19 protein-coding genes are annotated in these 23,485 nt (G+C 71.3%); 10 read left to right on the top strand and 9 right to left on the bottom strand.

Annotated elements, in window-relative coordinates:
• Positions 1-14: 14 nt before the first annotated feature.
• Positions 15-1,292: an FAD-dependent oxidoreductase gene (locus tag MRBLMI12_RS09730; protein ID WP_363356114.1), complete on the top strand. Its 1,278-nt coding sequence runs from the start codon at positions 15-17 to the stop codon at positions 1,290-1,292.
• Positions 1,293-1,325: 33 nt separating this feature from the next.
• On the opposite strand, the gene mnhG is transcribed toward MRBLMI12_RS09730, so the two are convergent.
• The 7 genes from mnhG to MRBLMI12_RS09695 form a co-directional block, all read right to left on the bottom strand.
• Positions 1,326-1,682, bottom strand: coding sequence for a monovalent cation/H(+) antiporter subunit G (gene mnhG, locus MRBLMI12_RS09725; protein ID WP_308866290.1), 357 nt, complete (start codon positions 1,680-1,682; stop codon positions 1,326-1,328).
• Positions 1,679-1,945, bottom strand: coding sequence for a monovalent cation/H+ antiporter complex subunit F (locus MRBLMI12_RS09720; protein WP_349425749.1), 267 nt, complete (start codon positions 1,943-1,945; stop codon positions 1,679-1,681). Before MRBLMI12_RS09720 ends, mnhG begins: the two co-directional genes overlap by 4 nt.
• Positions 1,942-2,532, bottom strand: a complete 591-nt coding sequence (locus MRBLMI12_RS09715) for a Na+/H+ antiporter subunit E (protein WP_363356112.1) — start codon at positions 2,530-2,532, stop codon at positions 1,942-1,944. Before MRBLMI12_RS09715 ends, MRBLMI12_RS09720 begins: the two co-directional genes overlap by 4 nt.
• The gene (locus tag MRBLMI12_RS09710; RefSeq protein WP_363356110.1) at positions 2,529-4,112 is read right to left on the bottom strand and encodes a Na+/H+ antiporter subunit D; all 1,584 of its coding nucleotides are present in this window, start codon (positions 4,110-4,112) and stop codon (positions 2,529-2,531) included. Before MRBLMI12_RS09710 ends, MRBLMI12_RS09715 begins: the two co-directional genes overlap by 4 nt.
• Positions 4,109-4,675, bottom strand: a complete 567-nt coding sequence (locus tag MRBLMI12_RS09705) for a Na(+)/H(+) antiporter subunit C (RefSeq protein ID WP_349425746.1) — start codon at positions 4,673-4,675, stop codon at positions 4,109-4,111. The genes MRBLMI12_RS09710 and MRBLMI12_RS09705 overlap by 4 nt, the downstream gene beginning before the upstream one ends.
• Positions 4,672-7,608, bottom strand: coding sequence for a Na+/H+ antiporter subunit A (locus MRBLMI12_RS09700; RefSeq protein ID WP_363356108.1), 2,937 nt, complete (start codon positions 7,606-7,608; stop codon positions 4,672-4,674). Before MRBLMI12_RS09700 ends, MRBLMI12_RS09705 begins: the two co-directional genes overlap by 4 nt.
• Before the next feature lie 298 nt (positions 7,609-7,906).
• Positions 7,907-8,974: a LacI family DNA-binding transcriptional regulator gene (locus MRBLMI12_RS09695; protein WP_363356106.1), complete on the bottom strand. Its 1,068-nt coding sequence runs from the start codon at positions 8,972-8,974 to the stop codon at positions 7,907-7,909.
• A gap of 103 nt (positions 8,975-9,077) precedes the next feature.
• Here MRBLMI12_RS09695 and MRBLMI12_RS09690 point away from each other — a divergent pair, with 103 nt between their 5' ends.
• On the top strand, positions 9,078-10,310 hold the full coding sequence (locus MRBLMI12_RS09690) for an MFS transporter (RefSeq protein WP_363356104.1): 1,233 nt from the start codon (positions 9,078-9,080) through the stop codon (positions 10,308-10,310).
• Positions 10,311-10,357: 47 nt separating this feature from the next.
• Here MRBLMI12_RS09690 and MRBLMI12_RS09685 read toward each other — a convergent pair whose 3' ends face one another.
• On the bottom strand, positions 10,358-11,869 hold the full coding sequence (locus tag MRBLMI12_RS09685; RefSeq protein WP_363356102.1) for a MinD/ParA family ATP-binding protein: 1,512 nt from the start codon (positions 11,867-11,869) through the stop codon (positions 10,358-10,360).
• 696 nt (positions 11,870-12,565) lie between these two features.
• Here MRBLMI12_RS09685 and nucS point away from each other — a divergent pair.
• The 6 genes from nucS to MRBLMI12_RS09655 all read left to right on the top strand — a co-directional run bounded on the left by nucS (position 12,566) and on the right by MRBLMI12_RS09655 (position 21,533).
• Positions 12,566-13,261 carry an endonuclease NucS gene (nucS, locus tag MRBLMI12_RS09680; RefSeq protein ID WP_308866300.1) on the top strand — a complete coding sequence of 232 codons (696 nt, stop codon included), beginning with the start codon at positions 12,566-12,568 and terminating at the stop codon, positions 13,259-13,261.
• 435 nt (positions 13,262-13,696) lie between these two features.
• A complete protein-coding gene (locus MRBLMI12_RS09675; protein WP_363356100.1) occupies positions 13,697-16,624 on the top strand; it encodes a glycosyl hydrolase in 2,928 nt (975 codons plus the stop codon).
• Between the two features lie 50 nt (positions 16,625-16,674).
• Positions 16,675-17,172: a MarR family winged helix-turn-helix transcriptional regulator gene (locus MRBLMI12_RS09670; RefSeq protein WP_363356097.1), complete on the top strand. Its 498-nt coding sequence runs from the start codon at positions 16,675-16,677 to the stop codon at positions 17,170-17,172.
• A 60-nt stretch (positions 17,173-17,232) separates the two neighbouring features.
• Positions 17,233-18,015, top strand: a complete 783-nt coding sequence (locus MRBLMI12_RS09665) for an HAD hydrolase-like protein (RefSeq protein ID WP_349425739.1) — start codon at positions 17,233-17,235, stop codon at positions 18,013-18,015.
• Positions 18,008-19,276 carry a hypothetical protein gene (locus MRBLMI12_RS09660; RefSeq protein ID WP_363356095.1) on the top strand — a complete coding sequence of 423 codons (1,269 nt, stop codon included), beginning with the start codon at positions 18,008-18,010 and terminating at the stop codon, positions 19,274-19,276. Before MRBLMI12_RS09665 ends, MRBLMI12_RS09660 begins: the two co-directional genes overlap by 8 nt.
• Positions 19,277-19,457: 181 nt before the next feature.
• Positions 19,458-21,533: a bifunctional lysylphosphatidylglycerol flippase/synthetase MprF gene (locus MRBLMI12_RS09655; protein WP_363356093.1), complete on the top strand. Its 2,076-nt coding sequence runs from the start codon at positions 19,458-19,460 to the stop codon at positions 21,531-21,533.
• 169 nt (positions 21,534-21,702) lie between these two features.
• Here the strand turns inward: MRBLMI12_RS09655 and MRBLMI12_RS09650 are convergent, their stop codons facing one another.
• The gene (locus tag MRBLMI12_RS09650; RefSeq protein ID WP_137845695.1) at positions 21,703-21,909 is read right to left on the bottom strand and encodes a cold-shock protein; all 207 of its coding nucleotides are present in this window, start codon (positions 21,907-21,909) and stop codon (positions 21,703-21,705) included.
• Between the two features lie 362 nt (positions 21,910-22,271).
• Between MRBLMI12_RS09650 and MRBLMI12_RS09645 the strand changes: the two genes are divergently transcribed.
• The gene (locus MRBLMI12_RS09645; protein ID WP_363356090.1) at positions 22,272-22,904 is read left to right on the top strand and encodes a GntR family transcriptional regulator; all 633 of its coding nucleotides are present in this window, start codon (positions 22,272-22,274) and stop codon (positions 22,902-22,904) included.
• Between the two features lie 78 nt (positions 22,905-22,982).
• The gene (locus MRBLMI12_RS09640; RefSeq protein WP_349425735.1) at positions 22,983-23,483 is read left to right on the top strand and encodes a GNAT family N-acetyltransferase; all 501 of its coding nucleotides are present in this window, start codon (positions 22,983-22,985) and stop codon (positions 23,481-23,483) included.
• Positions 23,484-23,485 lie beyond the last annotated feature (2 nt).

Here is a 23,485-nt window from a genome sequence, read left to right as displayed (position 1 = left end):
AGACGGATGCCGACATGACCTTCGATCCCGACGCCGGCGGGTCGACGCGGACGACGTGCGCCATCGTGGGCGGCGGCCCCGCCGGCCTCGTGCTCGGCCTCCTGCTCGCCCGGGCGGGAGTGAAGGTCACGGTGCTGGAGAAGCACGCCGACTTCCTCCGCGACTTCCGCGGCGACACCGTCCATCCGACCACCCTCGGCCTGCTCGACGACCTCGGCCTCTTCGACCGGTTCGACGCGCTGCCGCACTCGCGGATCAGCCGGGTCGTCCTGCCCGGACCCGCCGGCCAAGATGTGCAGATGGCCGACTTCTCGCGCCTGCGGGTGCGGCATCCGTATATCGCGATGGTGCCGCAATGGGACCTGCTCGACCTCATCGCCGATGCCGCTGCCGCCGAACCGTCGTTCACCCTGCGCACGGAGCACGAGGTGACCGGTGTCATCCGCGACGGCGATCGCGTGGTCGGCGTGGAGTACTCGTCACCGGCAGGTGACGGCCGGCTCCTCGCCGACCTCACGGTCGCGTGCGACGGGCGCTGGTCGGTGGTCAGGCGGTCCGTCGGCCTTCCGGCGCGGCAGTTCCGGGTCGGCTTCGACGTCTGGTGGTACCGCGTGAACAGCGCGGAGCCGCTCGGCGAGTCCCTGCTGCCGCGCATCGGCAAGGGGCGCGTCGCCATCGCGATCCCCCGCAGGGGCTACGTGCAGGTCGCGGCGCTCGGGCACAAGGGCACCGACACCGCGGTCCGCCGGCGAGGAGTCGAGGCCTTCCGCGCCGACACCGCGCAGCTCCTCCCCGAGCTCGCCGCAGACGTCGACGGCATCGCGTCGATGGACGACGTCAAACACCTCGATGTGCGCCTCGATCGCCTGCGCCGCTGGCACGCGTCCGGTGTGCTGTGCATCGGCGACGCGGCCCACGCGATGTCGCCCGTCGGCGGCGTCGGCATCAACCTCGCCGTGCAGGATGCCGTCGCCGCCGCCCGCATCCTCGCCGATCCGCTGCGTCGCGGCACGTTCCGGGGCTCCGCTCGCGAGGGCGATCGCGTGCTCGCGCGCGTGCAGCGCCGGCGGACGCTGCCTACGGTCGTGATCCAGGCGCTGCAGCGCTTCATCCACGCGCGCCTCATCATGCCTGCGCTCAGCGACGCAGGAGTCACGCCGCCGCGCCGGCTCATCCGACTCCTCGGTCGCCTGCCCGCACTGACGGTCATCCCCGCGTTCATCATCGGCGTCGGCCCTCGGCCCGAGAGGGCGCCGACCTGGGCGCGCCGCCGCGCGAGCGTCTCGCACTGACGGCGGCTCGCGCCCGAGGCTGCAGCTGCTGCCTCAGCCGCCGGCGGCCGGCGGCGTGCGCTTGGACTCGGCAAGCTCGTCGACGTGGAGCCCGGTCTCGTCGATCGTGCCGTTGCGATACGCCTGACGCCCCACCATGTGCGCCGACAGCGGCGCCGTCGCGAGCTGGATGAGCACGATCGGCACGAGGAATGCGACCACCGGCCACGACCGCAACGACAGCGCGATCGCCAGGCAGATCAGCATCAGGCCGAGAACCTGCGGCTTGGTCGCCGCGTGGAGGCGGCTCGGCACATCGCGGAATCGCAGCACGCCGATCGCGGCGGTGAGGCACAGCAGTGCGCCGATGAGGATCAGGACGAGGGCCGCGACATCCAGGATCTCGTTCATCGTCCCTGGTCCCTTCTCGCCACGAACCGCGCGATCGAGATCGAACCGAACACGCCGACCGCCGCGATGATCAGCAGCACCGGAAGCGTCCGGGTGTGGTGGTTGATCGCCATCTCGGCGCCCAGCACGCACATCACCTCGGTGAGGAGCACGTCGGACGCCACCGCGCGGTCGAGGATCGACGGCCCGATCACGATCCGCCACAGCGTCACCAGTGCGGCCACGCCGAAGATCACGTAGATCGCGATCATCAGGATGTTCATCGCGCACCCCCTCCGGCGACGGGTCTCGCAGCTCGGATCGCCTGCAGCTGCGCCCGCGAACCGACTGCGCGCACGATGCGCTCCTCCCAGTGGTAGACGCTCGCGCGCTGCTTCTCGACATCGGTGTCGTCTCGCACGCCGATCACGTGCAGGTACAGGATGCGGCGGTCGCGATCGGTCTCGACGATCAGCGAGCCGGGGATGAGGGATGCCGTCACGCCGGTGTGCGTCATGATCAGGTCGTCGTCGGTGCGCAGCTGCACGGCGATGATCGCGGCGCCGGGCTGTCGCCGGAAGTCGAGCACCTGCCACGCCACGATGAGCGAGCCGTGGATCACCGCCACGATGAACTCGGCCACGAACACGAAGCCCCACCAGAGGTTCACGCGGCCGGAGAGCTCCACGGGCGGCAGGCGGAAGATGCGCGTCACGATGATCGCCGCGATCAGGCCGGTGAGGAACGCGAGCCATGTGAACTGCCCCCAGAGGAGCATCCACAGCGCGATGAGCCAGACGAAGAACGGCAGCTGGCGCCAGGTCGTGATGACGGCGCGGTGCAGCCGGTTCTGGGGCAGGTCGGGGCTCACGGCGCCTTCTCCGATCCCTGCACGTCGTCCTGCAGCTGGGTCAGCGACACCGGCTGCAGGAGCGCCTCGCCGATGCGGGTGCACACGTCGTAGAGCGGCCCGGCGAAGATCGTCAGCGCGACGGTGATCGCCACCATCCCGGTCGTGGCGGCGGTCATGATCTTCGGGATGACGCGGCGCTCGGTCTCGACGCCGGCTGCCGGGGCCGTGCCGAGGTAGGAGATGCGTGCCTCGGTCTCGGCCGAGTCCTCGTCCTCGCGCCAGAACGACAGGTTCCACGCGCGCATGAGGGCGTACAGCGTGAGGAGGCTCGTCAGGATGCCGCCGACCATCAGCACCATCATGATCGGCGTGCCGACCTGGGCCGCCGCGTCGAACAGGGCGAACTTGCCGATGAAGCCCGAGAACGGCGGCAGGCCGCCGAGGTTGACGGCGGGGATGAAGTAGAGCACGGCGATCACCGGCGCCGCCTTCATGAGTCCCTTCACACGCAGGATCGAGGTCGATCCCGCGCGGCGCTCCACGAGTCCGACGGCGAGGAACAGCGTCGTCTGCACCACGATGTGGTGGATCATGTAGTAGATCGTCGCCCCGATGGCCGCAGGCGTCGCGATCGCGAGCCCGAAGATCATGTAGCCGATGTGGCTGACGAGCGTGAACGACAGGATGCGTTTCAGCTCGGCCTGCGCGACCGCGCCGAGCACCCCGACGATCATCGTCGCCAGCGCCACCCACATGAGCAGCTGGTTCACGTCGTTGTAGAGGAACAGCTCGGTCTCGGTGCGGATGATCGCGTACACGCCGACCTTCGTCAGCAGGCCCGCGAACACCGCGGTGACCGGCGCGGGCGCGGTCGGGTACGAGTCGGGCAGCCAGAACGACAGCGGGAAGACGGCGGCCTTGATGCTGAATGCCAGCAGCAGCATGAGATGCAGGATCAGCTGCGTCTCCTGCGGCAGCTCCCCCATCCGCTCGGAGATCTGCACCATGTTCACGGTGCCCAGCGCGCCGTAGATCATCGCGATCGCCGCCAGGAACAGGATCGACGACACCAGCGACACCACGATGTAGACGACGCCGGTGCGGATCCGCGACTCCGTCGAGCCCAGCGTGATGAGCACATACGAGGCGACGAGCAGGATCTCGAAGCCGACGTAGAGGTTGAACAGGTCGCCCGCGATGAACGCATTGAAGATGCCCGCGCCCAGGATGAGGTACGAGGGGTGGAAGATCGAGACCGGTGTGTCGTCGTCTCCGTCGGCCGCGCCCTGGCCGACCGAGAAGAGGAGCACCGCGAGCAGAACGATGCTCGAGACCACGACCAGCAGCGCCGACAGCCGGTCGACGTACAGCACGATCCCGAACGGGATGGGCCAGCCGCCGACCGAGACCGCGATCGGCCTGTCGCCGACGTCGACGACGTAGAGCAGGATCGCGGCGATGACGAGTACCGCGGTGAGCGTCACCACGGAGACGGCGACCTGCGTCTTGCGGTGCCGTCCGGCGATGAGGGCGATGGCGGCGCCGAGCAGGGGAAGCGTGACGAGCAGCGGGACCAGTGCCGGGGCGATCTGCATCATGCGTCATCACCTCGCTCGTTCTCGTCGGCGCGATCCCGCGGGTTCTGCGCGGGCCGGTCGACCGGGGCGTCGTCACGGAGGCCGGCGAAGTCCCGCGTGCCGAGGATCGTGATCGGAGCCGTGTCGGTGCCCACGAAGTCGGTCGTCGCGTCGTCGTCCGTGTGCTCGATCTCGGTCTCCTCGTCCATCGTGTCCTCGTCCTCGGGGCCGCGCTCGCGCACCTCGAGGTCTGCGATGTCGTCGATCACGGTGTCGGCCTGACCGAGCTGCCAGGAGCGGTAGATGAGTGCGAGGAGGAACGCCGAGACGGCGAACGTGATGACGATGGCGGTGAGCGTGAGCGCCTGCGGCAGTGGGTCCGACATCTCTTCGACGGATGCCGCCGCGCCGAAGAACGGCGCGACACCGGGGGCGCCCATCACGATGAGGAGGAGAAGGTTGGTCGCGTTGCCGAGCAGCAGGAACCCGATCAGGACGCGGGTGAGGCTGCGTTCGAGCATGGCGTACACGCCGCAGGCGAAGAGGACCGCCATCACGATGATGAGGATGAGCGAGACGTTCACGAGACGCTCACCCCCTGCTGCTCGCGCAGCTCCTGCGCCTGGCGGTCGACTTCGGCGCCGAGGCTGCGCAGCACGTCGAGCACGAGCCCGATGACGACGAGGTAGACGCCCACGTCGAAGATGGTCGAGGTGACGAACTCGACGTGGCCGAGCACCGGCAGCGTGGTCTCGAAGAAGAAGCTCGACAGCGGCGGGTAGCCGAAGAACACCGGCACCACGGCGCACGCGACCGCGATGGTCATGCCGGTGCCGAGCAGGCGCCCGGCGTCGGTGGGCGCGGCGGCGCCCAGCTCGTAGCGGCCGCCTGCGACGTAGCGCATCACGAGCGCCATGCCCGCCACGAGACCGCCGGCGAACCCGCCGCCCGGAAGGTTGTGGCCGGCGAACAGCAGGTACAGCGACACGATGATGATCGTGTGGAACAGGATCCGCACGATCACCTCGAGCATGATCGAGCGGTTCTCGGGGCGTACGCGCTGGCCGCCGACGAGCCACGCCATGCGCCCGCTGCCGCGCTCGTCGCCGCGCTGTTTGAGGCCGTCCGACGTCTCGACGAGGGGGCGGCGCGCCCGGGTCGCCCCCGAGGGCAGCGGCGCGATGAACCGCGACAGCGTGTCGGCGCGGTGGGTGACGAAGACGAGGGAGGCCACGCCCGTCGCCGCGAGGATCAGCACCGAGAGCTCGCCCATCGTGTCCCACCCGCGCAGGTCGACGAGGGCGACGTTGACCACGTTCTTGCCGTGACCGAGCTGATAGGCCAGCTCGGGGAAGCGCTCTGAGATCGGCTTCTCGACGCGCGCGCCGGTCGCCACGATCGCGACGAGGGCCATGGTGATGCCGACCGCGGCGCCGAGCACGGCGCGCGCGACGGGCCAGACCGACGCGTTGTGCTCGCCGAGTCGCGACGGGATCCGCCGCAGCACGAGGGCGAAGGCGACCAGTGTGACGGTCTCGACGAGGATCTGCGTGAGAGCGAGGTCGGGCGCCCCGCTCGTCGCGAAGAGCAGCACCATGCCGAGTCCGGTCGCCGAGACGAGGACCACACCGGTGTAGCGCTTGCGCGCGCGGATCGCGATGAGTCCCGCCGCGATCATGAGCGGTGCGACGAACAGCTGCGTCGGCGTGTGGAACGCGTCGAGCTGGGCGCGCCACTCGTCGCTCGCGATCAGCGCCGTGCCCTCGGCGGCGACGAAGACGACGAAGATCGTGCCGACGTACACCGGCAGCGAGCCCCGCTGGGTGAGGCTGGTCGTCAGGACGGACAGGCGCGCGATGCCGCGGAGCGCGCCGTTGTACGCCTCGGCCGCCGTGAACGGCAGCAGCCGCGTGACCGGTCGCCAGCCGCGGGTCGCCCAGAACGCGAGGACGCCCACCGCGATGGAGGCGAGCGAGATCCACAACGCGGCCTCGAAGCCGTGCCAGACGGCCAGATGTGCGGGGTGCTCGGGAGCGGCCACGCCCGGCGTGGCCGACGGTGCCTGATCGGCGTACGGGGCGAAGGCCTTGTCGAGCCACGGAGCCGCGACACCGGCGACCACGGTGAGACCGCTCAGTACGATCGGCGCGACGAGGAACCCGATGGGCGGGTCGGGCCATTCCGTGTCGGGCATACGGTCGCCGCTCGGCTGACGCTTGGTCGCGAACGCGCCCCAGACGAAGCGGATGCCGTACCCCGCGGTCAGCACCGACCCGAGCGTGATGCCCACGAGGGCGACGATGCCCCACACTGCTCCGCCGAGCGCTTCGTGCAGGAGGGCGGCGAGGGCCCCCTCCTTGGCGACGAACCCGATGGTGGGGATGATGCCGACCATCGAGGCGACCGCGATGATCGAGAACGTGGCCAGCACGGGCGCCTGCCGGCCGACCCCGGACAGTTCGGTCAGGTCTCGCGTGGAGAGCTGACGGTCGATGACGCCCACCACGAGGAACAGCGCCGACTTGAAGAGCGCGTGACTCAGCAGCAGCGCGAGGCCGGCGAGGGCGGCATCCCTCGTTCCATAGCCGAGCACCACGGTCAGCATGCCGAGCTGGCTCACCGTGCCGAACGCGAGCACGCGCTTGAGGTCGGTTTCGCGCAGGGCCTGGAACCCGCCCAGCAGCATCGTGAAGACGCCGAGTCCCACCACGATCGGCCGCCAGGTCGGCGCGATCGCGAACACCGGTGCGAGGCGGGCGATGAGGTAGATGCCGGCCTTCACCATCGCCGCGGCGTGCAGATAGGCGCTCACGGGGGTGGGCGCCGCCATGGCGCCGGGCAGCCAGAAGTGGAACGGGAAGATCGCCGACTTGCTGAGCGCGCCGACGAGGATGAGCACCAGGGCGGCGTCGACGATGGGCCCGGACGGCGCCTCGGCGAGGATCGTCGAGATGCTCGAGGTGCCGGCGTCCACGACCAGCAGCACGACGCCGATCAGCATGACCAGTCCGCCGAGCGTGGTGACCAGGAGCGCCTGCAGTGCGGCGCGGCGGCTCGCCGCGCGTTTGTTGTAGTACCCGATGAGGAGGTACGACAGCACGCTCGTGACCTCCCAGAACATCACGAGCACCACGAGGTCGTCGGTGAGCACGAGACCGTACATCGCGCCGGCGAAGGCGAGCAGCACGGCGGCGAATTGGCCGAGGTTCTCCTTCTTGCCGCGGAAGTACCAGCGGCAGTAGATCATCACGAGCGCGCCGACGCCCGTCACCACCAGCGTCATGAGCCACGACAGCGTGTCCATGCGCATCGAGAGGTCGATGCCGAGCGGGGGGATCCAGGCGTATGTCTCGAACGGAATGTCACCGGCGATGATGCGCGGCGTGAGCACCACGGCGTACACGAAGCCCGCGAGGGGAAGGATCGCCGCGACGTAGAACGCACGGGCCCCGATGCGCGCGACGAGCCACGGCAGCAGAATCGGAACGACCGCGAACGCGCCGAGCACGAGGAGCATTCGGGCCTCCTCGGGGTCGTCGGTCGGCGCAGGTCGTCGGAGGACAGCGCGGAGCCAAGGCGATCGGGGTGTCTGAACCATCCTACCCGGCGCATTCCGGGCCTTGAGTCGACCGCACACGACCCCGGTCGTTGAGCGAGGGAGCGCCAGCGACCGAGACGAAACGCCTCGAACCGTTCGGCGCCGGGTGCGCGCGTTTCGTCTCGCTCGTTCCTCGCTCGCTCGCTCAACGACCGGGTTCGGCGCGAGGGGCCGGGGCGGCGGCGGGGTCGCCGCGACGGCCGGCGCGGCGGCGAGGTCAGCGCTCGAGCGGCGCCGGGCCCGTCGTGTTGCCCTCGCGGAAGGTGCACGTGAAGCGGATCGAGGCGGCTGGCGCGCCCTCCAGCATCGCCGCGACGGCGGCGCCGGCGGCCCGGCCCTTGTCTGTCGCCGGCTGCACGAGCGTCGTCAGCTCGTACGGGGCGAGGCCGTCGACCACGATGCCGTCGAAGCCGGTCACGCTGACATCTTCGGGAACCCGCAGGCCCGCCTCCTCGGCCGCCCGGATCACGCCGGCGGCGAGCAGGTCGCTCTGCGCGATCACCGCGGTCGGGCGACGGTCGGGGTCGGCGAAGATCTCGCGACCGGCCGCGTGCCCCTCGTCGATGAAGCTGCCGGCGGCGGCGAAGGTCGCGGCATCCGGGAACACGTCCAGGGCGCCGGCGAGGCGTTCGCGCGTGACGTCGACGGCGATCGCGGTGTCGTCGTGGATCCAGCCCCGCTCCCACCCGGCGCGGACGGGAAGCGCGACGACGGCGACGCGGCGGTGTCCGAGGGCGCGGAGGTGGCTGGCCGCCTGGCGCTGCGCCTCGCGGTTGTCGAGTCCGATGCGGGGGACGTCGTCCCCGGCATCCCCTTCGATGACGACGACCGGGATGCCGCGGGCCTTGACGGTCTCGAGCGACTCGCGCAGCAGCCCGCTGCAGCCGATGAGCACCGCCGCGTCGAGCGGCGCGGTGGTGAGCGAGGGGCCGCTGCCGGTGGGCTCGTGGTCGCGCAGCAGGAGAAGTCCCGCGCCGATCGGCGTGACCGCGTCGGCGAGGCCGTCCATCATCAGCGTCTTCACGGGGTCGAGGAACGCGGTGCGCAGGTGCTCCTCGAAGACCACGCCGACGATGCCCGAGCGCCCGCGGCGGAGCGATGCGGCGCGCGGATCGGGACCGGTGTAGCCCAGCGCCGCGGCGGCGTCGAGGACCCTCCGGCGGGTGGCCTCCGACACGGGCGTCTTGCCGCTGAACACCACCGAGGCGGTCGACGGCGAGACGCCGGCCTCACGGGCGACGTCCGAGATCGTGGCGCGGCGGGTTCCGGCATCCTGACGGCTCATGTCGTGACGATCGTAGCCCGTTGCGGGCCACCCGGCCGAATCGATTCGAGGCAGGCAGTTCCCGGGTTCCAGCGCTGCCGAATCGATTCGGTACAGTGTCCGGATGGATACCGTGCTCACCCGGACGCAACTGGTCGCCTGGCGCACCGCGATCTTCGGCATCTTCTTCGCGACCGGCCTGGGCTTCGCCACGTGGGCTGCACGCGTCCCCTCCGTCAAGGCCAACCTCGGCATCAACGACTTCGAAGTCGGCCTGCTGCTGTTCGCGTCGGGTGCCGCGTCGATCCTCGGCCTCACGCTGGCCAACGTCGTGCTCGCGCGGTGGGGCGCCCGCCGCGGATTGCTGATGGGTCTGGCGACGTTCGCGATCGGCATCGTGCTCGTCGGCTTCGGCGCCGACATGACGGCATCCTTCGCCCTCACCGCCACCGGCCTCGCGGTGATGGGACTCGGCATGGGCGCGACCGACGTGATGATGAACGTCGAGGGCGCGGCGATCGAGCAGGCGAGCGGCAAGACGATCATGCCGCTGTTCCACGCCCTGTTCAGCCTGGGCACGGTCGCCGGCGCCGGGGTCGGCGTGGCGATGGCGGCGTGGCAGGTGGGCGTCGCCCCGCACCTCTGGATCGTGGGCTGCCTCGTCGTGGTCGGCGGCGCCGTCGCCGTCACCTTCGTGCCGCGACGAGAGGTGAACGAGGACCCGACCGACGCCGCCGATGCCCCCACCCGGCGCGAGAAGTTCGCCGCCGCGATCGCCGTCTGGCGCGACCCGCGCACCTACGCGATCGGCGCGATCATGCTCGGCATGGCGTTCGCCGAGGGCGGCGCCAACGACTGGCTGCCGCTCAGCGTGGTGGACGGACACGGCGGCACCGAGGCGCAGGGCGCGATCGCGCTCACCGTCTTCTCGGTGGCGATGACCGCCGTGCGGGCGCTCGGCGGCCCGCTCGTCGACCGCTTCGGACGCGTGTGGACGCTCCGCATCCTGGCGATCCTCGCCGGCGGCGGCCTGGTGATCTTCATCCTGGCGCCCTCGATGCCGATCGCCCTGATCGGCGTGGCCCTGTGGGGCATGGGCGCGTCCCTCGGCTTCCCGCTGGGCATGTCGGCCGCGGCCGACGACCCGGCGAAGGCTGCCGCATCCGTCTCGGCAGCCGCCACCATCGGCTACGTCGCGTTCCTGTGCGGCCCGCCCATCCTCGGCTGGATCAGCCACCAGATCGGGCTGCTGCCGACGCTCTGGATCCTCGTGGCGCTCATCGCCCTCTCGGGCTTCGCCTCGGGCGCGGCCAAGCCGATCGCCGGCTCGCAGGTCGGCGCCGGCCACCACCACTAGGGCGGGACCACGCCGGGGCATCTGGAGATGTCCCGGCGTGCGTCAGCTCAGAGGCGATCCGCGACGGTGGCGGCCACCGTCAGCCACGCGTCGCGGGTCTCGGGCGCCAGCGCGTCGAAGTCGATGGGGCCGCCGTCGACGAGGGACGGATCGAACGGCGCGTTGACGACCGCAGAGGTCACCTGCTCGAAGTGACGCGTGAGGCGGTCCTCGAGCCGGCGGTCGGGGCGCGACGAGGGCGCGGTGAGCACGGTGACGGCGTCATCGATCTTGTCGCCGAACCCCTTCTCGCGGAGGCCGTCGAGCAGCCACGCGGCGCTGGCGGCGGTGTCTTCGCGCACAGTGGAGACGATCACGAGCTGGTCGGCCGCCGCGACCGACGCCACCCAGTTCGAGGCGCGCATGTTGTTGCCGGTGTCGACGATCATCAGCCGGTAGTAGCGACGCAGGAGCGAGTGGAGCCGGTCGAACGCGGCGGAGTCGATCGTCGAGGATGCCGCGGCATCCTCGTCCGACGCCAGCACGTCGAAGCGGGCGTCGACCTGCGTGCGCACGTACGTGTCGAGTGCAGCGAGGCTCGAGCCGCTCGGGTTCCAGAACTCGTCGATGTCTTCGAGGAGGTCGACGGCGGTCCGGTGGTGCGGGGCGTTCTGCGCGCGCCAGCCCAGCGTGCCGCGAGTCTCGTTGTTGTCCCACGCGAGGGTCGCACCGCCGCGCACCGTCCCGAAGGTGGCAGCCAGCAGCAGCGTGCTCGTCGTCTTGTGCGCGCCGCCCTTCGGGTTGAGCACCACGATCGTCCGCGGCGCGTCGAGCCGGCGCTGCACCCGCTTCTGGCGATCGAGCCGGTCGCGCTCGGCGCGGCCGGGTGCAGGAGAGACGAGGCCGCCGGTCGCCCGGCGGACGGCTCCCTGCCACCCCGACGTCGCGCGCGTGCGGCTGGCGCCGCCTCGCGACTCGAGCAGGTCCTGGACGGTCGGCTTGCCCGCGTCGCGCCGGGCGACGGGCGCGGGCGTCTCGTGCGGCTCCGGGAGCGGCAGCGTCGCCGGATCGCGTCGCTGCAGGGGGACGGATGCCGCCGGCTCGCGCCGCTCCGCCGCCACCGGCGCGGGGGGCGCGGCGGGCGCGGCGGGCGCGGCGGGCGCGGTCGCGGGCGTCGCTGCGGGGACGGGCGTCGCAGTGGGGACGGGCGTCGCAGCGGGGACGGGCGGCGCAGCGGGGACGGCGGGCATCGGGGGAACCGAAGCGACCGCCGGGACGGGCGCAACCGGAGCGGATGCGGACGCCGGGGCGGGAACGGGGTCGGCGGTCGCGGCATCCAGCGACTCCGCCCAGGTGCCGTCGGGGTGCACGACCAGCGGCCAGCTCGACGACCCCTCGACGAGGGTGGCGTGCGCGGGCTCGCCCGTCGAGGCCGCCAGCTGCCGGATCTCCTCGACGACGCGGTCGCGCAGGGCCAGGCTGTCGGGGGCGACGACTTCCTCGACATCGGTGCCGACGTGCAGCTCGGCGGTCGTGCTCGTCAGGAAGTGGACGGTCGCATCGGGGCGGCGTGAATTCATCGGTTCTCCTCCGCAGCGGCGGCTTCAGATGCCGGCCGCGGCAGAAGGCGGCGGCCGGTCAGGGCAGGCGAGTGGGCCGGCGAGAGCCCATCGGAGGGCGAGTGCGGGCCTCGGCCGCGCTTTCGCCGTGCATGTTCACGCTAGTCGACGGTTCCTGGAAGGCACCGCCGAGACTGTGCGACGCGGCCGCGGGCAAGACTCGTCGGGTCCTGACGACACAACGTCGGGATCGGCTCATCGGGTCCTCGCGGTGCGGCCGCGGGCCAGGCTCGTCGGGTACTGACGGGACAACCGCGCGATCGGCTCATCGAGACCTCGCGGTGCGGCCGCGGGGAAGGCTCGTCGGGTACTGACGGGACAACCTCGGGAACGGCTCATCGAGACCTCGCGGTGCGGCCGCAGGCCAGGCTCGTCGGGTGCTGACGGGACAACCGCGGGAACGGCTCATCGAGACCTCGCGACGCGACCGCAGGCAAGGCTCGTCGGGTACTGACGGGACAACCGCGCGATCGGCTCATCGAGACCTCGCGGTGCGGCCGCAGGCCAGGCTCGTCGGGTACTGACGGCACGACCGCGGGAACGGCTCATCGGGTCCTCGCGGTGCGGCCGCGGGCCAGGCTCGTCGGGTCCCGACGGCACGACCGCGGGATCGGCTCATCGAGACCTCGCGGTGCGGCCGCGGGCTAGGCTCGTCGGGTGCGTCTCGTCATCGCCCGCTGCTCCGTGGACTACACGGGACGGCTCAATGCCCACCTGCCGCTCGCGACCCGCCTGCTGGTGCACAAGGGCGACGGCTCGCTGCTGGTGCACTCCGACGGCGGCTCGTACAAGCCGCTCAACTGGATGAGCCCGCCCTGCCGCCTGGACGTCGAGATCCCGGATGCCGAATCCGCCGCCGCCGGAGTGCTCGAGCACTGGCGCGTCACCCACGCGAAGAGCGGCGACGCGCTGCTCGTGCGCATCTACGAGGTGCTGCACGACACGTCGCACGAGCTGGGCCTGGACCCGGGCCTGCAGAAGGACGGCGTCGAGGCCGACCTGCAGCGGCTCCTCGCCGAGCAGGTCGACGTCATCGGCGACGGCCTCACCCTCGTCCGCCGCGAGTATCCCACCGCGATCGGTCCCGTCGACCTGCTCCTGCGCGACCCCGAGGGCGGCACGATCGCCGTCGAGGTCAAGCGCCGCGGTGACATCGACGGCGTCGAGCAGCTGACCCGCTACCTCGAACTGCTCGGCCGCGACCCGCATCTCGCCCCGGTCACGGGCGTCTTCGCGGCCCAGGAGATCAAGCCGCAGGCGAAGGTGCTCGCCACCGACCGCGGCATCCGCTGCGTCACCCTCGACTACGAGGGCATGAAGGGCATCGAGTCCGGCGCCCCGCGCCTCTTCTGACGCCCGGCCTGGCCCGTCCGCGATCCTCGGTCCGCGGCTCCGACCGCGAGACCTCAACGGGTCGCCGAGACCGCGGGGACTTCCCACGGTCTCGGCCTTCCAGTGGGGTCTCGCCGATGTGAGCGGCGGGGAAGCGCGATCCCGGCGCCGACGCTCGGCCCCGCGCCGACGCCCGCGGCCCGGCGGCGACGCCCGCGGCTCGCGGCGACGCCCGGCCCGGCGCCGCTGCCCGGGGCGAGGCCCCCGCGCCTCGCCCCGGTCCGACCGCGAGACCTCAACTGGTCGCCGAGACCGTGGGGATTTCCCACGGTCTCGGCCTTCCAGTGGGGTCTCGCCGATGTGAGCGGCGCGGAAGGGCGATCCCAGCCTTGTGTTACGTCATGGCGACAGTACATACTGTCGCCGAGACAGTTTCCTAGCAGGATGGATCGCGCGATGACGCTCGACGACTTCCGGCGCGAGATCGCCGAACCCGCCATCGACTTCCGCCCCGAGCTGCGCTGGTGGCTCGCGGAAGGGCTCCACAGCGATGCGACGCTGCGACGAGAGATCGAGGACGCGCACCGACTCGGCTTCGGCGGCATGGAGTTCCTCGCGATGGACGAGGGCGCGATCGACCACGCGCGCTATGGCTGGGGCTCGGAGGAGTGGGTGCACGACTCGCAGATCGTGGTCGAGGAGACGACGCGCCGCGGCATGTCGGTGAGCTTCACGTCGGGCACGAACTGGTCCAACGCGAACCTCCCGACGATCGACCCCGACCAGCGCGCCGCTGCGCAGGAGCTCGATGTCGTGCACGAGACGCTCGCGGCCGGTGAGTCGCGCACCGGCGCACTTGCGCGCATCGACCTCGCGGCCCCGATCGCCGAGACGACGCTGCCGGGTCATCGCGGCACCATCTCGCGGCAGCACCTCGCCGCCGTCGTGGCCGCGCGCGTCGCCGGCGACGGGCTGCTGGATGCGGCATCCGTCGTCGATCTCACCGCGCGTGTCGAGGGCGAGGCGCTCGACTGGACCGCACCGGACGAGGGCGAATGGCGGCTGTTCGCGTACTGGATGCACGGCACCGGGCAGACGGCGTCGCCCTCGGCCAGCGTCAATTACACCGTGAACTACCTCGACCGCGACGGCGTGGACGCCGTCATCGCCTACTGGGACGACGTCGTCCTGACGCCGGCGCTGCGCGCCGAGGTCGCCCGCAACCCGCGTGCGCAGATGTACATGGACTCGCTCGAGCTGTCGACCTACGGCGCCGGCGGCATGTTCTGGGGCTTCACGCTGGCCGAGGAGTTCCGCACGCGCCGCGGCTACGACATCGTGCCGTGGCTGCCGTTCCTCACGCGCGACGCCCCGTTCATGGCGGTCTCGACGGTGTACCACCACCAGCCCACCGGTGACGCGGATCGGACCACGGTCGAGAAGGTGCGGTTCGACTACGTCCGCACGCTCACCGACCTGTACATCGAGAACATGCTGCGTCCGTTCGCCGCGTTCCTGCACGAGGTCGGCATGACGCTGCGCGCAGAGATCAGCTACGGCCTGCCGTTCGAGCTGACGCGACCGGGGCCCGAAGTCGACGGCATCGAGACCGAATCGCTCGAGTTCGGCGCGCAGATCGATGCGTACCGGCTGATGGCCGGCCCCGCACACCTCTTCGGCAAGCAGTACTCGTCCGAGACCGGCGCCACCACGCGCAACCACATGCTCGACCACCGCTTCTACGACCAGATCATCGCCACGCAGCTGGCCGCCGGAATCACGAAGACGGTGCTGCACGGCTGGGCGAGCCCGGCCGGCGCCGAGGGGGTCACCGAGTGGCCCGGCCATGAGGGCATGTGGCCGATGTTCTCCGAGCGGTTCGACACCCGCCAGCCGGGCTCGGAGTTCTATCCGCTCTGGACCGCCGCGATCGGGCGCCTGCAGTACGCACTCCGGCGCGGGCGGCCGCGCATCGATGTCGGCATCCTGCGCACCGACCACTTCACCGACAACCTCATCGGCATGGCACTCATCGGCCCGAACGGCGAGCGCATCCCCGACGAGGTCGCCTACGGCACGATGTGGATGCGCGACCGCGAGAACCACTGGTGGCAGGACCTCGGCATGCAGGACGCCGGCATCACCTACGAGTTCTTCGACGGCTCCCTCCTGCTCCGCGACGACGTCGCTTTCGACGGCGACGAGGTGCAGCCCGACGGGCCCGGGTACCGTGCGCTCGTCGTGTACCAGAGCACCCTCGACGCCGACGTGGCCGCGCACCTGCTCTCTTGGGCCGAGCGCGGCCTCCGCCTCGTGATCGTCGACGGCGCGCGCGAGCTCGAATCGCTCATGGCCGGACGCTTCCGCACGCACGAGGTCGCGGCATCCGCGACTCCCGGTCTCGATGGCCGCGACGACGAGCTTGCGGCGATCATGACGGGACTGCGACGGATGCCGGGGGTCCGCGTCACCGCGCCGTCCGGCGTCGTCGCCGCGCTCGACGAGCTCGGCGCCGGCGGGCGGGCGCGCTTCGCGGGGAACGACCAGCACGTGCTCACGCACCTGCGCCAGGACGACGGTCTCACCGTGCTCTACGCGTACCACTTCCTCTACGAGACGACCGAGCCGACGACGGTCCGGGTCGCCCTGGAGGGTGCCGGCGTCGCGCACCGACTCGACGTCTGGACGGGCGAGCTCCGCCCGCACCGCGGCGTGCGCAGCGACGACGGGCGCACCCTCGTCGAGCTCACGCTCGCGCCCGGCGAAGTCGCGATCGTGGTCCTCGACACGACGACGGATGCCGCGGACGCGGACGCTCCAGCCGTGACCGAGGTCACCCGCGCCGACCGGTGGCGCCTCGTCGTCGAGAGCTGGGACGCGGGCGCGCCCGAGGTGCTGACCGAGGACCGCGGTCTCGGCTATGTCTCCCGCGAGGTGCGCCCCACCACCGCCGTCACCCGCCTCGACGCGGGCGAGACGGAGCTCGCCCCGTGGTGCGCGATCCCGGCGGTCGGCCCGGACGTCTCGGGCGTCGGCGAGTACACCGCGACGATCCGGGTCCCCGACGTGGACCCCGGCGCCCGCTACGTGCTAGACCTGGGCTCGACGTGCGGCGGGCTGGGCTCGGTGCGCGTGGGCGACGGGCCGGCACGCGGGTTCGACACCGCGCACCCGGTCGTCGACGTGAGCGGCGGCATCCGCCCGGGCGACAACGTCATCACCGTGCGGGTGTCGAGCTCGCTCAACAACCGGCTCCGCGCCCGCGGATACTATGAGCGCGTCCCCGACATCGGGGCGCAGCTCACCGGGGAAGAGCGCACGCAGCACGCGATCGTGCGCGACTACGGACTCGTCGGGCCGGTGCGGCTGCTGCGAGAGGACTGACACCGCCCGCGGCGATCACGCCGGCACGGCACCGAGAGGAACGAGCAACGATGGCCCGAGGTGACGTCGACCCCGACGCCTCCGCCGACCTGAGTCCCGTCATCGGCGCCGACCCGCTCGACCTGCGCCTGTCGCTCGCATCGATCGTGCACTGGGCGGACAGCACCGGCGTCCGGCGCGACGTCATGGCGAGGGTCGCGTTCCCGATCGACGACATGGGCATGTTCCTGGTCGTGAACCAGCTCTCGTACAACGGCGCGATGAGACCGGTCGACCTGTCGCTCGCGCTCGGCATGACGCCGACCAACATGAGCAAGATCGTCGGGCGGCTCGTGCAGGCCGGCCTCACGGTGCGCGTCGCCGCGCCCGACGACGACCGCGGCGTGCTGGTCGCCCTGACCGACGAGGGGCGCCGCATCGGCGAGCGGATCATGACGACCGCCGAGACGAACATGCAGGCACTGCTCTCCGACTGGTCGCCGGCCGAGATCGAGGAGCTCCGACGGATGATGGCGCGCCTCGCGCGGGTCCACCGGCGCGATCGCTGAGACGTCACCGCCAGGGGTCTGCTTCGGAGCGTCGGGCCGCCTCCGCTTAGGCTTGGTCCCATGCCGAGCCGATCGCCGTGGACCTGTGTGCTGTGGGACGTTGACGGAACGATCGTCGACGCATCCGACGGCATCCTCCGCCGCCTCACGATCGCCCTCGAGCACTTCGGCAAGCGTCCGCCGACCCGCGCGGAGCTCGTGCACTGGATCGGTCCGCCGATGTACGAATCGTTCCAGGTGAACGTCGGCATGACGCCGGAGCAGGCGTCCGAGGCCGTCACCTTCTACCGCGGCCTCAACAAGCTCGACGGCTATGCGACAGGCGCCAAGCTGTTCCCCGGCATGGGAGAGCTGATCACGGATGTCGCCGCCGCCGGCATCCCACAGGCCACGGCGAGCTCGAAGCCCGAGGTGCAGGTCGCCGCCCTGATGGACCACTTCGATCTGTCGACCTCGCTGACCGCCATCGTCGGCGCCACGGCGGACGAGCGGACCCTGAGCGCGAAATCCGACATCGTCGCCGAGGCGCTGCGCCGGCTCGGTGCCGCCGGCGTCGACACGAGCCGCCCGGTGCTCGTCGGCGACCGCCATCACGACGTCGAAGGCGGTGCCGCCCAGGATGTGCCGGTGATCTTCGTGCGCTGGGGCTTCAGCTGGCCTCACGAGGCGGAGGGCGCCCAGGCGGTCGTCGACGACGTCGACCAGCTCCGCGCGCTGCTGCTGGTGGGTGAGCCGACGGGTGCCGACGCCGAACCGGCAGACCAGCCCGCAGGCGCGGTGAGCGCCGGGACCGACGGGCGTGCCGCAGGTGCGAGTGAACCCATCGGGGTCGCGGATGCCTGAGTCCGCCGCCTCGATCCTGGGATGGCTGTTGCCGGCCCTGGTCGTGTTCGGCGTGACGGCGATCGCCGTCGCCGTGATCGTGTGGGGAGTGCGGCAGGCGCGTCGCTCGCCCCGTGCCCGCGCCGCGGCGGAGCACGCCCGGGCGAAGGCCGGTGCGACGCTCGTCCAGCTCGACGACGAGGTGGGCGAGCTCGAGCTCGAGGTCGGGCTGTCGGGGGCGCTCTACGGCGGCGAGGCGCCGGCGTCGCTCCGGCGAGCGCGCCTCACCGCGCAGCACGCCCGCGACGACGCGTTCGAGGAGTACCGCGCGATCAGCGACGGCTCCGCCTCGCCGGACGAGGTTCGCCGCGTCTCGGCGCGCATCGGCCGACAGGCCGGCGAAGCCCTCGCCATCGTGGCGGCCGCCCGCCGCGAGCATGGCGCGTGGGTCACCGCGAACGTGTCGGCCGCCGGTCAGATCGATGCCGCACGCCGCCGTCTCGCGGGGCTGCACGCCTCGATGGGCGATCCGGCGGCACTCGTCGCGGAGCTGTCGTCGCGCTTCGCCGAGGACGAGTGGCGCGAGGCCTCGCAGTCCGCGCACGCGGCCCTGTCGCAGGTCGCGATCGCGCAGCGACACCTGGACGCCGCCGCCGCGCGTGCCGAGGACCCCTCGCTCAGCGCGCTGCCCGATCTCGCCGCCGCCGAACGCGCACTGCGCCAGGCCGAGGCCGACGCGCGCAACCTCGAAGAGACGCACCGCCTGGTCCTGCAGGCGGCGCAGGCCGTTCCCGACGAGATCGCGGCTGCTCGCACGGCGCTGCGCCAGGCCTCCGTCACCCGCGAGCACCTCGCCGCGCCCGACGCCGAGCGACTCGGGGCCGAGCTGCACGCGATCGCGCAGGAGCTGAACGACATCGAATCGGATGCCGCGCGCCGCCCCACCCGCACGGTCGACGCCATCGCGCGCCTGCGCGGGCGCCTCGACCTCGCCCTCGGCGACGCCCGCACGGCGCAGCAGCGTCTGCGCGGCGCCCGCACGGCCCTGCCCGGAACCGTCGCCGCCGCGCGCGGCGCCCTGGCACAGGCCGAGGCGTCGGTCTCGCGGTCGCATGCCGGCGCCGACGCGAGATCGCGACTGCTGTCGGCCCAGCGGGAGCTCGCGAGCGCGCGCCAGGCCGAGGACCCGGTCGCCGCCCTCGACGCCGCCCGCCGCGCCCTGCGCGACGCCGAGGACGCCAAGGCCCTCGCCGACTACGCCCGGCTGTCGTCCGCCCGCTGAGCAGCGCCCGGCGTCTGCGCCGGGCGCAGGCGTTTCGTCTCTGCGTTTCGACTCGCAAGCTCGCTCAACGACCGGCAGGAATGGTCCCGGTCGTTGAGCGAGGGAGCGCCAGCGACCGAGACGAAACGCCCCGAGCCGCCCTACCGCGCGGGTGCTGGGCGGCCGCCGCTATCGTGATCGCATGAGCGACGGGGCGACTCGGAGAACCAACCGCGTGCTCGCGGTCATGCGGCGCATGCCGGCCACGCTGACGATGATCGCGCTGATCCTGGTGGTCGGCGTGGTGTGGCAGGGGCTGTGGCGGCCGTTCGAGGAGTCCGACCTCTACGACGTCGTCGCCTACGGTCTGCCCGCGCTCGAGGCGGGACGGTGGTGGACGCCGGTCACCGGCACCTTCTTCGTCAACCAGCCATGGGTGTACCTCTTCACAATCACCGGGTTCGTCGGTATGGCGTACCTCGAGTTCCGGCGGGGCACGCGGGTCGCCTTGGCGTACTACTGGGTCGGGCAGCTGTTCGCGATCCTCGCGACCGCCCTGCTGCTGTGGGGCTTCTCGCAGCTGCCGTGGGCATGGGCCCAGACCCAGGCGGCAGCGCTCGACGTGGGGGCGTCGGGCGGAACGATGGCGTGCATCGCCGCGGCGGTCGGCCTGTTCCGCAGTCCCTGGCGGGTGCGGGCATGGCTGGTGCTGCTCGGCTTCGTCTTCGTCGCCATGCTGTTCTGGGGCTCGCTCGCCGATCTCGAGCACCTGCTGGCCGTGCTGCTGGTGCTGTTCGTCGACCGGTCGCTGCGCATCCAGCGCACCACGATCCGCGAGCAGCGGCTCATCGCGTTCATCGCGGTGCTGGTGCTCGGCGCGATCCAGGTCGTCACGATCCTCGTCCCGACCGACGGCCCGTTCGGCCCGACCCAGCCGGCGTCGGGCGGCTTCATCGACTTCGCCATCGACACCGTCGTCATCCTCATCGTGGCCAACGGACTGCGACGCGGTAGACGGTGGACCTGGGTGGTGGCCGTCGTCCTCGCCGTCATCAACGTGCTCTTCGCGCTGCTCATCGCCGGGCTCATCGTCCTCGCGAGTGAGGCCAGGGTCGAGGCCACCATCGACGGCGAGACCGAGCTCGCCCTCGCGAGCGGCGCGATGTGGCTGCTGATGCTCGTGTACCTGATCTGGGTGCGCCGCGCCTTCCGCGCCCGCCGGTCGTCGCGGATCGGCCGGCAGCCGGCGCCGGCGGTCGAGGACGTGAAGCGGATGCTGCACGCCGACGGCGGCGGCACGCTGTCGTGGATGACCACGTGGGAGGGCAACAGCTACGCGGGGACCGCCGACGGCATCGTCGCCTACCAGCGGCGAGCGGGCGTGGCCCTGGCCCTCGCCGACCCGCTGGGACCTGCGGCGTCGCGCGCGGCATCCGTTCGGGAATTCATCCACGATGCCGAACGCGCCGGTCTCGTGCCCTGCTTCTTCAGCTCCGACGAGGCGACGCGGGCGGCGGTGCCGTCGTCATGGCGCAGTCTCGTGGTCGCCGACGACACGATCGTCGACCTTCCAGGCCTCGAGTTCACCGGCAAGCAATGGAACTCCGTGCGCTCGTCGCTCAACCGGGCCGGTCGCGAGGAGATGACGTTCCGCATGACCCGCCTGAAGGACGAATCATGGGGCGTGCAGCAGCAGCTGCGGGCGATCTCGGAGATGTGGGTCGGCGACAAGGGACTGCCCGAGATGGGCTTCACACTCGGCACGCTCGTCGAGGCAGAGGATCCCGAGGTGCGGCTCGCCCTGGCTATCGCGCCCAACGGCGACGTGGACGGATTCCTCTCGTGGCTGCCGGTGCACGGCGCCGGCGGCACCGTGCGCGGGTGGACGCTCGACCTCATGCGCCGCCGCGAGGGCGGCTTCGGCCCCGTGATGGAGTACCTCATCGGCTCGTCGGCGCGGCTGTTCTCCGAGGAGGGCGCCGAGATCATGTCGCTGTCCGGTGCGCCGTTGGCCCACGACTATCCCGCGGATGCCGGCATGATCGCGGCGCTGAGCGAACGGCTCGCCGACGCCCTCGAGCCCGTCTACGGGTTCCAGTCGCTGCACCGGTTCAAGCAGAAGTTCCACCCGCGCTACGAGACGATGTATCTGCTCTTCCGCGACGAGAGCGACCTCACGCGGATCGGCGGAGCGCTCACGCGGGCGTTCCTGCCGGACGCGACGCTGCGTCAGTTCGCGGGGGCGGGGATCGAGCTCGTCCGCGGCGAGCGCGACTGAGGCGGCCCGGAGCGCGACTGAGGCGGCCGGGCACGCGACCGAAGCGACCCGGCGCTCATCCCGCGTCCTGCCGGCTCGATCATCCCGCCAGGCGCGACGAAGCCGCGGCATCCGCTTCAGAGAGGCGGAGTACCGCGGCTTCGACCGCGTGAAGCGATCGGTCCGCCGATCAGATCGGGCGGATGTTCTCGGCCTGGAGACCCTTGGGTCCCTGCGCGATCTCGAACTCGACGCGCTGGTTCTCTTCGAGCGAGCGGTAACCGCTCGACTCGATGGCGCTGTAGTGCGCGAAGACGTCTGCGCCGCCTTCATCGGGAGCGATGAAGCCGAAGCCCTTCTCCGAGTTGAACCACTTGACGGTGCCCTGCGTGCTCATTACTTGCCGTTCTTCGTTGATCTCCCCGCGATTGCGGCGATTGACTCCAACGTAGTGAAGAGGCAGGCGCGCGGCGAGACCCAATTCGGATGGTGACACAAATGTTGCACACCGCCGCGGTCGCAAAGCCGGCCCATCGTACGCCCGGGCTGAGCAAGGCTCGAAAGCCCGGGCGTCGACGGATCCCCCCGGATAGGCCACGTCGGAGACGTGGACAGGAACATCGTACCGATATATCAGCGCAAGAGCGAGGGTCACGGTCCAAAGGATGAGCGGGATTTCCGAAGGCTGCGACCGGGTCGCAATCCGCCCGGATCAGGGGTGTATGCGCGTGAATCTTCCGGCGTACACTGGTGCCACTCATGACTGCCCCCTTCGTCCCGCTCGAGCCGAGCCGAGCCGTCCTCGGAGACGAGGTCTACGAGCATCTGGGCGAAGCGATCCTCGACGGCCGCCTCGCACCGGGGGAGCGCCTGCGCGACCATGAGCTGGCCGAATGGCTCGGGGTTTCGCGCACGCCGGTGCGCGAAGCGCTGCAGAGACTCGAGCGCGTGGGACTGGTCGAGGTCTCGCCGCACCGCTACACGCGCGTGTCGCAGCCGCGGCGGCAGAGCGACACCATCGAACTGGTCGCCTACAACATGGGCATCGCCGTGCGGATGACCTCGGCGCGGGCCGACGCGGAGGCGATGGATCTCGCGCTGGAGCGACTGGACGACGTCATCGCGGCATCGCGTGCCGACGATTCCGACGCGCTGGTGGCGGCCAGTCATGCCTTCTTCACGGTTGTCACCCGTGCCAGCGGCAATGCCGCCCTGCTGCAGTTCATCCGCGAGTACGAGATCGCCATCCGGCGCGACATGGTCGGCTGGAAGCCGGTGATCGAGTGCCCGCTCGGCCGTACCGCGGCCTATGAGAACTTCCGCGATGCCTTCCAGGCGCGCAACGGCGATCGCGCAGAGACGCTGCTTCGCAGCATCCACGGTCTCTCCTGAGTCCCGCCGTCTGCACGGCGCTCCCGTCGGCGGTGCACACTCTTCTCAGTGACGGATGCCGTGGCTAGCGTGGATCGCGTGAACCACATCGAGCTGCGGGCTCTGGATGACGACGACCTGGACGCGATCTTCGAGATGATGCGCGACCGCGAGGCCATCGCCATGGCCGCCTTCACGGCGGAGGACCCCGACGACCGCGGCGCGTTCGACGCGTGGATCGCCCGCCAGCGCGCCGACCAGGACGTCCTCTCGTTCGTGGTCACCGAGAACGGCGGGTTCGCCGGCACCGCCGCGACATTCACGATCGACGGCGACCGCGAGGTCACCTACTGGATCGCCCGCCACGCCTGGGGCCGGGGCGTGGCGACCGCGGCCCTGCGTCTGCTGATCTCGCGAGAGCCGATCCGCCCGCTCTTCGCCCGCGCCGCCGCGCACAACGCCGGCTCGATCGCGGTGCTGACGAAGGTCGGGTTCACCGAGGTGTCGCGCAACGTCGACTTCGCCCCCGGTCTCGGCCGCGACACCGAGGAGATCGTGTTCACCCTCGTGCCTTCGCTGGACGGACTCGGCGGCGGCTGAGA

The sequence above is a fragment of the Microbacterium sp. LMI12-1-1.1 genome (genome assembly GCF_040676455.1).
Classification (GTDB): Bacteria; Actinomycetota; Actinomycetes; order Actinomycetales; family Microbacteriaceae; genus Microbacterium.
Note: the sequence above shows the minus strand (reverse complement) of the source record. Positions and strands in the feature narration are given on the sequence as shown.

Excerpts from the sequence above, each read along its gene's own strand:
- MRBLMI12_RS09700 (WP_363356108.1), bottom strand. The coding sequence starts at position 7,608 with ATGCTCCTCGTGCTCGGCGCGTTCGCGGTCGTTCCGATTCTGCTGCCG.
- MRBLMI12_RS09675 (WP_363356100.1), top strand. The coding sequence starts at position 13,697 with ATGACGCTCGACGACTTCCGGCGCGAGATCGCCGAACCCGCCATCGAC.
- MRBLMI12_RS09710 (WP_363356110.1), bottom strand. The coding sequence starts at position 4,112 with ATGATGCAGATCGCCCCGGCACTGGTCCCGCTGCTCGTCACGCTTCCC.
- MRBLMI12_RS09660 (WP_363356095.1), top strand. The coding sequence starts at position 18,008 with ATGCCTGAGTCCGCCGCCTCGATCCTGGGATGGCTGTTGCCGGCCCTG.
- MRBLMI12_RS09695 (WP_363356106.1), bottom strand. The coding sequence starts at position 8,974 with ATGAGCCGTCAGGATGCCGGAACCCGCCGCGCCACGATCTCGGACGTC.
- MRBLMI12_RS09690 (WP_363356104.1), top strand. The coding sequence starts at position 9,078 with ATGGATACCGTGCTCACCCGGACGCAACTGGTCGCCTGGCGCACCGCG.
- MRBLMI12_RS09685 (WP_363356102.1), bottom strand. The coding sequence starts at position 11,869 with ATGAATTCACGCCGCCCCGATGCGACCGTCCACTTCCTGACGAGCACG.
- MRBLMI12_RS09730 (WP_363356114.1), top strand. The coding sequence starts at position 15 with ATGACCTTCGATCCCGACGCCGGCGGGTCGACGCGGACGACGTGCGCC.
- MRBLMI12_RS09670 (WP_363356097.1), top strand. The coding sequence starts at position 16,675 with ATGGCCCGAGGTGACGTCGACCCCGACGCCTCCGCCGACCTGAGTCCC.
- MRBLMI12_RS09655 (WP_363356093.1), top strand. The coding sequence starts at position 19,458 with ATGAGCGACGGGGCGACTCGGAGAACCAACCGCGTGCTCGCGGTCATG.
- MRBLMI12_RS09645 (WP_363356090.1), top strand. The coding sequence starts at position 22,272 with ATGACTGCCCCCTTCGTCCCGCTCGAGCCGAGCCGAGCCGTCCTCGGA.
- MRBLMI12_RS09665 (WP_349425739.1), top strand. The coding sequence starts at position 17,233 with ATGCCGAGCCGATCGCCGTGGACCTGTGTGCTGTGGGACGTTGACGGA.
- mnhG (WP_308866290.1), bottom strand. The coding sequence starts at position 1,682 with ATGAACGAGATCCTGGATGTCGCGGCCCTCGTCCTGATCCTCATCGGC.
- MRBLMI12_RS09650 (WP_137845695.1), bottom strand. The coding sequence starts at position 21,909 with ATGAGCACGCAGGGCACCGTCAAGTGGTTCAACTCGGAGAAGGGCTTC.
- MRBLMI12_RS09720 (WP_349425749.1), bottom strand. The coding sequence starts at position 1,945 with ATGAACATCCTGATGATCGCGATCTACGTGATCTTCGGCGTGGCCGCA.